Consider the following 11,801-nt stretch of genomic DNA (forward strand, 5'->3'; position numbering starts at 1 on the left):
TTTTAAAATTTATTTTTGATAGAATTAGCGAATTATACTTCAAAGTAAATCATCTAAACAAGGAAGAATATGAGCGTAAAAGCACAAAGAATCAATCAAGCCAATGCGATTGCAAGCGGTGTCATTTCAGCAGAGATCGTCGATAAAAAATCTCAAAGCATCGCAGGGCAGTTTGCTAAAAATGTCAATATCCATGGTTTTAGAAAGGGTAAAGCACCTTTATCTATCGTCAAGCAACGCTATGCAAAGCAAATTCAGCAAGAAGTAGAGCAAGAGGCTGTTAGAGAAAGCTTTCAAGAAGCATTGAAGGAGCTCAAGATCGATCAGGGCCAAGTATTGGGAAATCCTGCGATTACGAAGTTTGAGAGAAAGGGAAGCGAGATTGAGATGGAGTTCAAGATCAGTATTGCGCCAGATGTTGATATTTCTAAGCTCAAATCTTGTGTTCCAGAGGTCAAGATCCAAGAAGCAAGTCTCAAAGAGATTGATGAGAGAATTGATGAGATCGCCAAGGCTCAAGCACCTTTGGTGGAAGCCAAAGATGGAGCAAAACTTGCCAAAGGTGATACAGCAAATATCGACTTTGAAGGTTTTATCGATGACAAAGCATTTGATGGAGGTAAGGCTGAGAAATTTGATCTATTGATTGGGAGCGGGCAGTTTATCCCTGGATTTGAAGATCAGCTTGTTGGGATGGAGAAGAATGAGGAGAGAGATATTAAGGTGACTTTCCCCAAAGATTACCAAGCTAAAGAATTGGCAGGCAAAGATGCAATCTTTAAAGTCAAGCTTCATGCTATCAAGATCAAATCTACACCAAAAGTAGATGATGAGCTAGCACAAAAGGTGCTCAATCAGGCAGATGCGACCATGCAAACACTCAAAGAGCAAGTCAAATTACAATTAAAACATGAGGCTCGAAATAAGCTCTACAATGAAGAATCAAAGCCCCAATTCATCGATAACATCCTAGAAACTATTCAATTTGATCTACCTGATTTGATCGTAGAGCAAGAGATGAATATCTTACTCAATAATTATGCGCGTACTTTGAGTGCTGAGGAGTTTGAAGCATTCCAAAAAGATAGCAAGAAGATTGAAGAGAAGCGTGATGAGTTCAAAGAAGAAGCTCAAAAGAGTGTGAGAATCACATTTATCATCGATGCTGCCGCCAAGGAATACAAGATCCAAATCCAAGATAATGAAGTGATTCAGACACTTTATTATGAGTCGATGATGGCTGGACAAGATCCTAAAGCGATGCTTGAGTTCTATCAAAAAAACAATCTTTTGCCCGCTGTCAAAATGGCTATGCTAGAAGATAGAATCTTGACAATGCTTTTGGATGAAAAGCTTGATGCCTCAAGTGCTGAGAATGCTGAGGGCAAAAAAGAGGAAGCATCCAAAGCAAAATCAAAAACAGAAGATAAGCCAAAGACAGCAAAAACGACCAAGAAAACAGATACAGAGAAAAAACCCAAAGCGAGCAAGGAAAAAGAATGAATTATATTCCCTATGTGATCGAGAAAACAGGGAGAGGAGAGAGAAGCTATGATATTTACTCTAGGCTTCTAAAAGATCGCATCATTCTTTTGAGTGGGGAGATTTGTGATGAATTGGCTTCATCTGTTGTCGCTCAGCTTCTCTTCTTGGAGGCTGAAGACCCTAAGAAAGATATCTATCTCTACATCAATTCTCCTGGTGGGGTGATCACAAGTGGATTAAGTATTTATGACACGATGAACTATGTCCGTCCTGATATTTGCACGATCTGTATCGGTCAGGCAGCATCGATGGGCGCTTTTTTGCTTAGCTGTGGAACCAAGGGGAAGCGCTATTCTTTGCCTCATAGTCGCATTATGATTCATCAGCCCTTGGGTGGGGCTAGAGGTCAGGCGACAGATATCCAGATCCAAGCTCAAGAAATTTTGCGTCTTAAATCAATGCTGAATGAAATTTTGGTGCAAAACACAGGTCAAGAGCTCAAAAAGATTGAAGAAGACACAGAGCGGGATTATTTTATGAGTGCATTGGAAGCCAAAGATTATGGTCTGATTGATCAGGTGCTTGAGAAGAACAAATTGGCTTAGTCGCAAAAAGATTTGAAAAGGAAGATTTGTGCTCTTAGAGGTTTTGCATTATCCAAACCCAACTCTTAAGAAACGATCCAAAGAAGTGATTCGGTTTGATCATGAGCTACACACTTTGCTTGATGATATGTATGAGACAATGATCGCCAAAGATGGTGTAGGATTGGCTGCGATTCAGGTCGGGCGTGATCTGCGCGCGCTTATTATTAATCTTCCAAGAGAAGATAAAACTCAATACAAAGAAGATCTTCTTGAGATTGTTAATCCAAAAATTATGCACAAAGAAGGTGAGATTTTTTTCAGTGAGGGGTGCTTATCAGTCCCTAATTTCTATGAGGATGTTTTGCGCTTTGATGTGATTGATATAGAGTATCAAGATCGTTTTGGTCAGATGTGTAGGCTTCAGGCTGAGGGGTATTTGGCTGTTGCGATTCAGCATGAGATGGATCATCTAGATGGTGTGCTTTTTGTGGATCGCCTCTCGATCATTAAACGCAAGAAGTTTGAAAAAGAATTTAAGCGATTGCAGAAAAATAAGCGATGAGTAAGACGATTTTTTGTGCCACCAAATTTGGAAGTGGTGCGAAGATCGTCGCTGTTGAGGGAGTGTTTGCACGCGGATTGCCAGCTTTTCATATCACGGGTCTTGCAAATCATGCGATACAAGAAGCTAAGCATCGCGTCCAATCAGCCCTACAAGCTTGTCAGATCACCCTCCCACCTATGAAGTTTGTCCTCAATCTCTCTCCAGCAGATTTACCTAAGAGTGGAAGTCATTTTGATCTGCCTATCGCTTTGCTTGGAGCTTTGCAAAAAAGTGATTTGCAAGAAGAATGGTTTGCTTTTGGTGAGCTGGGCTTAGATGGAGCGTTGAAATACCAAGAGAGTATTTTCCCTCTTCTTTTGCATATTGCTCTCCATAAGCCAAACTCAAAGGTTTTGCTACCCAAAGGGGGAGAGGAAATCTTTTCTTTGATTCCCTCACTTCAGCTTTATTTTGTTGCTTCACTCAAAGAAGCCTTAGATTTGATTTTGCTTGAAGAATTGCCTCCTGCTTATCCGACACAATCACCAATATTTTCTTCAATCGAGATTGGGGGTGAGAAGTATTTCTATTTGGAAGAGTTTGACCTTGATTTTTGGGATGTGAAGGGTCAAGATGTAGCTAAGAGAGCAGCATTGATTTGTGCGAGTGGATTTCACAATGTGATTTTTGAGGGAAGTCCAGGTTGTGGAAAAAGTATGATTGCTAAGAGATTGCGCTACATATTGCCACCGATGAGTCTTGTTGAGATGATTGAGTGTATCAAACTACAGGCACTAGCTCAAAGCAAGATTCTCTATCAACCCCTGCGTCCTTTTCGCAATCCTCATCAGAGTGCAAGCAAGGCAAGCGTATTGGGATCAGCAACAGCAATAGAGGCTAGAGTTGGAGAGGTGGCATTGGCTCATTTGGGGGTTTTATTTATGGATGAGTTGCCTTATTTTAAGCGTGAAGTATTGGAGGCGTTAAGGGAGCCATTGGAGAATAATTCATTGACAATTTCACGCGTGCATAGCAAGATTGAGTATGAGACTTCATTTTTGTTTGTAGGGGCACAGAATCCCTGTCCTTGTGGGAATCTTTTGAGTACTTCTAAAGAATGCAGATGTCAAGAAAAAGAAATCACACGATACAAAAATAAACTCTCAGATCCCTTTTTGGATCGTATTGATTTGTTTGTGCAAATGTCAGATCATCGCCTCTCAAAGAATCAAATCTCTTCCAAAGAAATGAGAGAGCGTGTATTTTTAGCTTTTGAAAAACAAAAAGAGCGTGGTCAAGAAGTGCCAAATGGGAAGCTAGATGAAAAGGGTATTGAAAAATTTTGTGCTTTGGATGCAGAGTGCGAAGACCTTGTACGCCGTGCGATGGAGAGGCTTGGGATGTCGCATCGTGCCATTCATCGTCTCAGACGCGTTGCTAGAACGATTGCTGATTTGGAAGAGAGTGAGAGGATTTGTAAATCTCATTTGATCGAAGCGATTGGCTATAGAAGAATTTAGTGGTGGACCTTGTAGGGTTCGAACCTACGACCAATCGGTTATGAGCCGAGTGCTCTGACCAGCTGAGCTAAAGGTCCCTTTGAAGAGGGGAGATTATACTTAAGATCGAATCTAAAAGCAAGAAGGTTCTCCAAAATTGCTAGCATAATCATAAAGGTCAAAAAACTTGTTCCACCATAGCTAAAAAGAGGTAAAGGAAGCCCAACAACAGGGGCAAACCCAATGGTCATCGCGATATTAACACTCATATAGACAAAAAACAAAATCGCAACACATGAGGCAATCACACGCAAAAAATAATCTTTGGTTTTGAGTGAATATGACAAGATGTGAAAGATAAGAAACATATAGAGCACAATCAACAAAAGTCCTCCCACAAAGCCAAATCTTTCCATATAGTAAGCAAAGATAAAATCACTTGTTGCAATGGGTAGAAACTTGAGTTGGGATTGCGTAGCTTCATCTTTTTGCTTTCCTCTCAGTCCTCCAGCTCCGATTGCGATGATGGATTGAGTGACTTGATGTGAGGGTTTTTCAGAGAGAAAATCATGGATGCGCTTTTTTTGGTAATCGCGGATTCCATACTCATAGATCAAAGGAGAGGAGATTGTGAAAACACAAAATAGGGTAATCCAGATTTTTTTATTGACACCGATTAGGAAGAGCATCCCATATCCCATAAAAAGCACTGTAAGAGCAGTTCCAAGATCAGGTTGTTGCAAAATAATAAAAAATGGCCCTAGAATCAGTAGGCTAATCCTCCCAAATTCCTGCCAATCATAGCCATCTTTGGGGGGAGGATTTTGTCTGATGACAAGTGCTAGCATCAGCATAAGAGAGATTTTGAGGATTTCACTAGGTTGGATTGAAAAAGGAGTGAAAGGGATCTCAATCCAGCGTTGCGCTCCTAGTTTTTTGGTGCCAATCCACTCCACCAAAAGAAGCATAATGATCGATGTCCAATAGAAAAAATAAATGGTTTTAAAGAGTTTGCGAAAAGGGATGAAAAATACAATATATGCGATTGCAAGTGATGCACTGATGTAGATGAGTTGTTTGTAGATGAGCTTACTTCCAAGTTCGTGGATCAAAAAGAGCGAGAGTCCTACGATGGGTAGGATCAGCAAGGGGATTAAAAAATCAAAGTGTGCTAAAATCCTACGATCAAAAATCAATACAAACCTCGCAATTATAGATAATTCAATAGATATGGATGCAAAAGTGAAGTTTATCATAACTGATTCTGATCTTAGTTTGGGCAAGAGGATTGATACAGTCTTGACTCAAAAATTACAAGTGAGCAAAAGTCAAGTCACCCAAGCAATCAAAAAAGGTCTTATCTCTTGCAATGACAAAATTTGCACCAAGGGGGGAGAGATGCTAAAGATAGGAGATCAGGTTGTTTTCCAAGCTCTAAAATTAGAGAATCCACCCCATCTATCCAAACCAATCTTTCAAGGAGAGATTGAAGTATTGTTTGAGGATGAAGATGTGCTTGTGCTCAATAAGCCTCCTCATCTTGTAGTCCATGATGCTCCAAGTGTTAAAGATGCTACTTTGGTGGATTATCTCAAAAGTCATAATTATGCTTTGTCAAACTTAAGTGGAGAAGAGCGCTATGGGATCGTGCATAGACTAGATAAGCCAACAAGTGGAGCGATTGCGATTGCTAAAACTAATGAAGCACATATCGCACTCTCCAATCAGCTCAAAACTCGGGAAATGGGGAGGTATTACTTGGCTGTGCTTGATTTGGCACTCAAAGATCGCATCGATGTCGAGTGCTTGATGGGGCGACACCCTAGTAATCGTCTTAAGATGGCAAAGCTCAAAGAAGGAAGGTATTCTAAGACTTCTTTTGTGCCCCTATTGAGTGGCCAAGATTTTGCTCTAGTAGGCGCCAAGCTTCATACAGGTAGAACGCATCAGATCAGACTTCATCTTGAAACACTCTCAAGGCATATCATAGGAGATGAACTCTATGGCAAAAAAGATTCGCTCAATCAGCGCTTGATGCTTCATGCCTATTTGCTGTATTTTATCCATCCTCGCACGCAAAAAACGCATCTTGTTTGTGCTCCACTTTTTAAAGATATGTTAGGATTCTTAGAAGAAAAATTTAGCATGGAGGCAGTGGATGAAGTCTTGGATGAGGGGACTATATTGCAGTCTTTTGGGGATCATTTTTAGCGGTTGTGCTAATTTATTTTTCAATCCCAATCTTGATCTTTCTCTCTCGACTTTGGATTCTGTGCAAGTTCTGCCTGATGTGAGTTCTGTAGCCTTTGAATGGAAGCGTGTGAATGATGCGAGTATTGAGGGATTTGTGGTGTATCGCAAAAGCAAGGGAGGTGAATTTGAGCGTATTGCCATCATCCGCAATCCTTTGGCTACACATTTTTATGATGAGGGTTTGAAACCTGAGAGTGTTTATGCATATCAGTTTGCTGTTTTGGGGAAAAATAACAGAATCTCGCAAAGAAGCAAGATACTCAAGGTCAAAACTTCCTTCATCGATCCTCTTGAGACACTTTATGCAAGTAGTGATGAACCAAGACTTGTCAAGCTATTGTGGAATCCTCATCCAAATCCAAGTATTAAAGAATATATCATCGAAAAAAAGATCAAAAATCAATGGGTAGAGATTGGGGAAGTGGATCATCGTTTGGGTGTGGAGTATTTTGATCGCAATCTTTTGGATGGGACAACTTATGAGTATCGAGTCGCTGGGGTGAGCTTCCAAGGAGACAAATCACGATATTCTCCTATCGCCAAAGCCACGACCAAGTTTCCACCCCCTCCACTCAAAAATATCACAGCCTCTCAAGATGTTCCAAAACTCATTGTTTTGAAATGGAAGGATTCAGAGATCAAAGATCTAGCAGGCTATATCATTTATGCCTCACAGAAAGAAAAAGGTGATTTCAAAAAAGTTGCTGAAAGTTTTAAGCCTTATTATGAATTTCGCACAGAAGAGAATGGAATGCAATGGTTTTTCAAAGTCGTTGCCATTGATAGAGATGGGATTCAGGGATCTTTGCAACAAATCCCTGTGCGAGGCATATCTCTGATCCCTCCAAAACCTCCAGTAATCCAAGGAGCAAGCGTGCAGAAGGGTGAGGCTGTGATTGGCTGGGAGAAACCAAGTGAGCGTGTGATGGAGATCAATGTCTATCGAAAACAGGGGACATTTGGAACTCCATTGAAGTTTAAACTAGATGCTAAAGCACGCAAATTTGTAGATAAAGAAATGGAAAATGGGGTGGAGTATGTGTATTGGGTAGAATTTGTGGATGTCAATCAAATCCCAAGCACACCTAGCCAAGAATTTAAGCTAAAGAAAAACTAATGCCTCATTGTTTAGCCAAAGTGATTGAATTTCCTAGTTTTCCATTTGAAGAAAATGGATATCGATTTTTATTTGAAGCACATCAATATGGCAATCTTTCTCAAAGTCTGATTTTGGTGCATTTTGGAGATTGTGAATTTTTCTTGCGCAAAAGATTCCGCAAAGATCGTGGTGATTTTATTGTGAAATGTGAAAAAATCTCTAGAAATATCCCTACAGGGGTGATCAAGGGTGCATTGAGAATCATTGCAAATCTCAATAGTAGTCATCTCATCACACACAATCTTCTTAATGATTCTCCAAAACAAAATCTTCTCTCTCCTTTTTTGAAGCAGATTCAGGATTTTGTAGATTTTGCTAGACCCTTTGAGCTTGAGATTGGATTTGGCTCAGGTCGCCACTTGCTCAATCGCGCACAAAAATATCCAGAGATGCAATTTGTTGGGATTGAGATTCACACCCCATCAATCGAGCAGGTTTTGCGTCAGATCGAACTTAGGGGATTGGAAAATCTTTGGATTATCAATTTTGATGCGCGTGTGTTTATGGAGCTCCTTCCTTCTTCACTTTGTGAGGCTATCTATCTTCATTTCCCTGTTCCTTGGGGTAAAAAACCGCATAGGCGCGTATGGAGCAAAAGATTTATAGATGAATCTATGCGTATTCTTAGGCGCGGAGGGATGCTTGAGTTAAGGAGTGATGATGAGGATTATTTTCTCTATGCACTTAATACAGCATTGCAAGCTCAGCATCTTAGTTGCAAAATCAACAAAAATCTCCAAAAGGAGATTGTGAGCAAATATGAGGATCGTTGGCTAAAACAGCAAAAAGATATCTATGATCTACAAGTTTATGCACTCAATGAGGATCAAAGACCTAAAGAGAGATATGATTTTGGATTCCCAAGTAAGCTTTCGCTTTCAACTTTTGATACAATCCAGCGAAAAATCGTCGGCCCTAGTTGGTTCTTGCATATCGATAGTTTTTATACTTCTGATGATTTGTCTGTGTTGATGTTGAGTTTTGGAGATTTTGGTCAGCCTCAAAGTAAGTTTTTGTTGATTTCTGGTGATGGGAAAGCTCGATATTTGGGAGGTGATCCTCTTCCAACACAAGCAGCCTATTTTGCTCATCAAGAATTGCTAAAGATTATTGCACAAGGAGGAGAGCATTGAGCGTTGTGATCGAAGCCAAGAAGCTTGAATTGTTTTACAAAAAAAATGAACCTGTGATCAAAGAGGCAGATTTCAGAATCTATAAGAGAGATTTTGTATTTGTCGTGGGAGAAAGTGGGAGTGGAAAAAGCACTTTGCTTAAGTCACTTTATGGAGCCTTAGGGATCCGTGGGGGTAGTTTGAGTGTGGGGGGGATTGATATGAAGCGTCCATCTAAGGCAGATATTTTGAAGTTGCGCAAAAATATTGGTATCGTCTTTCAGGATTATAAATTGATTGAGGAGTGGAGTATCGAAAAAAATGTCATGCTCCCAATGCAAATCAATGGGTATTCCAAAGAGCTCTGTGTGCAAAAAACTCAAAAACTTCTAGCTCATACAAAAATGAGTCATAAGGCATCTAAATACCCTCTTGAACTAAGTGGCGGAGAGCAGCAGAGAGTTGCAATGGCAAGAGCCTTGGCTCACAATCCTTTTTTGATCTTGGCAGATGAACCTACTGGGAATCTAGATGAGTATTCTTCAAGTTTGGTATGGAATCTTCTTAAAGGAGCCAATGAGCAGCTTGGTATCACGGTTGTGGTCGTAACACATCAAATCCCTACAATGCTTGATATCGCAAGTAAAAAACTTCATATAGAGGATGGAATGGTTTATGAATTTCATTAAAAGACATCTCTCATTGATTTACCCCTTGCTGATGTTGCTCTTTAGTGTTGAAAGCGTGCTGTTGATCCAAAGAGCTGTAGAAGAACATGAAAAAAAACTCTCTCAAGATTACTCTATCGTGATTGCATCCAAAGAAGAGCTAGTCCAAGAGGCTTTGCAACGCAGGATCAAGCATCTTCAATCAATTCAACCTATCGATCCTCAAATTATTCTCAAAAGCTTAGAGCACACGATTTCTCCAGAGAATCTGGCTTTTCTCAAATCAGAACTTCCTCTTTTTTATTCGATCACTCTTGATATTTTCCCCAATCAATCTCAGCTCAAACAGATTAGCTCGATCTTGCTCTCTATCAATGGAGTTCAAAAAGTTGAGCTTTTTGCCAAAACGCATTCTAAGGTCTATCGTCTCTTGTTGCTTTTGAAAAAAAGTATTGTTTTCTTTGGATCTCTTCTTGGCATCTTGAGTATTTTGCTTATGGTCAAACAGGTTGAAGTTTGGTTACTTCAGCATTCCAAGAGAATGGAGATTATGAGTTATCTTGGTGCGCCTAGTTGGATGAAAAATAAGGTTTTATTTAAACTTGCATTGATTGATTCTGTGATTTCTTCTGTGCTTGTGATTGCTGGTGTGTTTTATGTGCTCAATGGCGAGGAATTTCAAGCACTCCTTGCCTCACTAGAGATTAGCAATGTGGTATTTGCACCCTTGGGTGATTTTTTGACTTTGCTTTTGATTTCTGTGTGTATTTCAACACTTTCAGCAGCAGCTGTGATTCTTAGACAAAAGGATTATTAAATCGTGCGTTTTTTGTGTTGGATATTGTTTTGTGCATCTTGTCTTTTGTCTCAAAATATTGATACAGCGATCAAAAAGAATCAAGCCAAGAGACAAGAAAAGATTCAAGAGCAGGGTATCCTTGGAGCCAAAATCAAAGAGCTAGGCAAGCAGATCGCACTTCAAAATAATGAACTCAAACAATTGGTCGATGAAGTGCTTATCTTGGAGAAAGAGATCGAAGATAATCAAGGGCGATTTTTAGAAAAGGAACAAGAATATAAGGTTGTAAAAGCCAAAAGTGACGAGCTTCAAGAGCGTAATCTAAGCATTCAATCTCAGATCACAAAGCTTATTGCTCAAGAGCTTGCCTTTAGGGTTATTGTCAGTAATAAGCAACCAGCTTCATCAGAAGATATTGTGCTTGATGAATTATTTAAAACCCTCAGTCACAATGTCAAAACAAGTCTTGCTTTACTTAGTGATCAGAAGAAAGAAGTGGGTGAAGAGCTTAAGGGAATTACTAAAAAGCTGCAATCTCTTCAGCTTGCGATTAAAACTCAGAATCAAAGGCGTATCAAGCTACAAGATAAGGTACAAAAACAAAATGTGCTTATTGCAAAACTTGAAAAAGATCTCAAACTCTATGATACAAGGATGAGCAAGATTGCTCAGGAGAGGCGAAACCTTGATGAGATTCTTGAAAAGCTCAATATTCGCAAACAAAAAGAGCAAAAGAAAGTAGCAACAAAGCAGCAAAAATCCAAAACACAAATTGCTAGAAAAGATCGAGAAGCACCCATGGATGTGAGGAGGATGGGGAGTTCTTATCGTCAAGTTTCAACCACTCGTTATCGAGGTAAAAAGACAATTGCTCCTTTGGATGCATATACTTTAGATCAAAAATTTGGAACTTATTTTGATCCTGTGTATAAAATCAAAGTATTCAACGAATCTGTGATACTCACTCCAAAGCGTGCAAACTCAAATGTCAGAAATGTGCTAGATGGAAAAGTTGTGTTTGCTAAGGAAACGCCTGTGCTCAAAAAAGTTGTCATCATTGAGCATGCCAATCAAATGCATACAATTTATGCATATTTGGACAAAATTGCTCCTACAATTAGACCGGGTTTGAGGATTAAGCGAGGCTATATCATTGGGAAAGTCAGTGAGCGCTTAGGATTTGAGGTGACTCAAAAAGATAAGCATATCGATCCCTTGGAGCTTATCCAGCGATAGATTAAAATAAAGTTTAAAAAATTTAAAAACTGACGATCTTGGACTTCAGAGTTCCACATATGATAATTTAAGGAGGTCAGCGATGGTTGAAATGAAGCACAATATGTCTTTGGCACAAGAGAAAATTTTGGATTTGGCCAAACAATATGGAGAGGAGAAAATCGCCCCAAAACATTTGATCGAGAAGAGCAAAGATGCCCAAGAAGAGCAGAAATTAAGAGAGGAGCTCAGGCATCTTTCTGAGCAATTCAATGCAGAGATGAGGCGACTTGGGACAAATGTGAGTTTTAATTATGATGATACTATCGAGGGACTCTTAGTCGTCGTCAAAGATGCACAAAATGAACGCGTGATTCGTGAGATCCCATCCAAAGAAGCCATCGAACTTATGAAAAAGATGCATGATTTAGTCGGTGCGATTTTTGATAAGCGCGGTTAAATAACTCAAGCTCTTTAGAA

12 protein-coding genes and 1 tRNA gene are annotated in these 11,801 nt (G+C 39.7%); 11 read left to right on the forward strand and 2 right to left on the reverse strand.

What is annotated here, in order from left to right:
• Positions 1-69 precede the first annotated feature (69 nt).
• The 4 genes from tig to T391_RS0103995 are packed head-to-tail and all read left to right on the forward strand — an operon-like array spanning position 70 to position 4,136.
• Complete coding sequence (gene tig, locus T391_RS0103980; protein WP_027327245.1) at positions 70-1,503, forward strand: trigger factor; 1,434 nt, start codon at positions 70-72, stop codon at positions 1,501-1,503.
• On the forward strand, positions 1,500-2,090 hold the full coding sequence (clpP, locus tag T391_RS0103985; RefSeq protein ID WP_027327246.1) for an ATP-dependent Clp endopeptidase proteolytic subunit ClpP: 591 nt from the start codon (positions 1,500-1,502) through the stop codon (positions 2,088-2,090). The genes tig and clpP overlap by 4 nt, the downstream gene beginning before the upstream one ends.
• Positions 2,091-2,118: 28 nt before the next feature.
• On the forward strand, positions 2,119-2,634 hold the full coding sequence (gene def / locus T391_RS0103990; protein ID WP_027327247.1) for a peptide deformylase: 516 nt from the start codon (positions 2,119-2,121) through the stop codon (positions 2,632-2,634).
• Positions 2,631-4,136 (forward strand): YifB family Mg chelatase-like AAA ATPase, encoded by a 1,506-nt coding sequence (locus T391_RS0103995; RefSeq protein ID WP_027327248.1) that lies wholly within the window; start codon positions 2,631-2,633, stop codon positions 4,134-4,136. Before def ends, T391_RS0103995 begins: the two co-directional genes overlap by 4 nt.
• Here the strand turns inward: T391_RS0103995 and T391_RS0104000 are convergent.
• Together T391_RS0104000 and T391_RS08515 are read right to left on the reverse strand one after the other, a co-directional pair.
• Positions 4,137-4,213: transfer RNA gene (locus T391_RS0104000), tRNA-Ile, on the reverse strand. It lies immediately after the preceding gene.
• On the reverse strand, positions 4,175-5,311 hold the full coding sequence (locus T391_RS08515) for an FtsW/RodA/SpoVE family cell cycle protein (RefSeq protein WP_199769600.1): 1,137 nt from the start codon (positions 5,309-5,311) through the stop codon (positions 4,175-4,177). Before T391_RS08515 ends, T391_RS0104000 begins: the two co-directional genes overlap by 39 nt.
• A 55-nt stretch (positions 5,312-5,366) precedes the next feature.
• Here T391_RS08515 and T391_RS0104010 point away from each other — a divergent pair, with 55 nt between their 5' ends.
• The 7 genes from T391_RS0104010 to T391_RS07915 all read left to right on the forward strand — a co-directional run bounded on the left by T391_RS0104010 (position 5,367) and on the right by T391_RS07915 (position 11,781).
• Entirely contained in the window at positions 5,367-6,326 is a 960-nt protein-coding gene (locus T391_RS0104010; protein ID WP_027327249.1) for an RluA family pseudouridine synthase, read from the forward strand.
• Positions 6,274-7,485: a fibronectin type III domain-containing protein gene (locus T391_RS0104015; protein ID WP_027327250.1), complete on the forward strand. Its 1,212-nt coding sequence runs from the start codon at positions 6,274-6,276 to the stop codon at positions 7,483-7,485. The genes T391_RS0104010 and T391_RS0104015 overlap by 53 nt, the downstream gene beginning before the upstream one ends.
• Positions 7,485-8,660 (forward strand): tRNA (guanosine(46)-N7)-methyltransferase TrmB, encoded by a 1,176-nt coding sequence (gene trmB, locus T391_RS0104020; RefSeq protein WP_027327251.1) that lies wholly within the window; start codon positions 7,485-7,487, stop codon positions 8,658-8,660. The genes T391_RS0104015 and trmB overlap by 1 nt, the downstream gene beginning before the upstream one ends.
• Entirely contained in the window at positions 8,657-9,328 is a 672-nt protein-coding gene (locus T391_RS0104025) for a cell division ATP-binding protein FtsE (RefSeq protein WP_027327252.1), read from the forward strand. The genes trmB and T391_RS0104025 overlap by 4 nt, the downstream gene beginning before the upstream one ends.
• Positions 9,315-10,124 (forward strand): cell division FtsX domain-containing protein, encoded by an 810-nt coding sequence (locus T391_RS0104030; RefSeq protein ID WP_027327253.1) that lies wholly within the window; start codon positions 9,315-9,317, stop codon positions 10,122-10,124. Before T391_RS0104025 ends, T391_RS0104030 begins: the two co-directional genes overlap by 14 nt.
• A 3-nt stretch (positions 10,125-10,127) precedes the next feature.
• Complete coding sequence (locus T391_RS0104035) at positions 10,128-11,342, forward strand: murein hydrolase activator EnvC family protein (protein ID WP_051420592.1); 1,215 nt, start codon at positions 10,128-10,130, stop codon at positions 11,340-11,342.
• 82 nt (positions 11,343-11,424) lie between these two features.
• Positions 11,425-11,781, forward strand: coding sequence for a flagellar protein FlaG (locus T391_RS07915; RefSeq protein ID WP_051420593.1), 357 nt, complete (start codon positions 11,425-11,427; stop codon positions 11,779-11,781).
• Positions 11,782-11,801 lie beyond the last annotated feature (20 nt).

Origin of the sequence: Helicobacter pametensis ATCC 51478 (genome assembly GCF_000518225.1) — a bacterium.
GTDB classification, from domain to species: Bacteria; Campylobacterota; Campylobacteria; order Campylobacterales; family Helicobacteraceae; genus Helicobacter_G; species Helicobacter_G pametensis.

What these genes read in the sequence shown, in the direction of transcription:
- T391_RS07915 (WP_051420593.1), top strand. Translation starts at nt 11,425, where the DNA reads ATGGTTGAAATGAAGCACAATATGTCTTTGGCACAAGAGAAAATTTTG.
- trmB (WP_027327251.1), top strand. Translation starts at nt 7,485, where the DNA reads ATGCCTCATTGTTTAGCCAAAGTGATTGAATTTCCTAGTTTTCCATTT.
- T391_RS0104015 (WP_027327250.1), top strand. Translation starts at nt 6,274, where the DNA reads ATGAAGTCTTGGATGAGGGGACTATATTGCAGTCTTTTGGGGATCATT.
- tig (WP_027327245.1), top strand. Translation starts at nt 70, where the DNA reads ATGAGCGTAAAAGCACAAAGAATCAATCAAGCCAATGCGATTGCAAGC.
- T391_RS0103995 (WP_027327248.1), top strand. Translation starts at nt 2,631, where the DNA reads ATGAGTAAGACGATTTTTTGTGCCACCAAATTTGGAAGTGGTGCGAAG.
- T391_RS0104030 (WP_027327253.1), top strand. Translation starts at nt 9,315, where the DNA reads ATGAATTTCATTAAAAGACATCTCTCATTGATTTACCCCTTGCTGATG.
- clpP (WP_027327246.1), top strand. Translation starts at nt 1,500, where the DNA reads ATGAATTATATTCCCTATGTGATCGAGAAAACAGGGAGAGGAGAGAGA.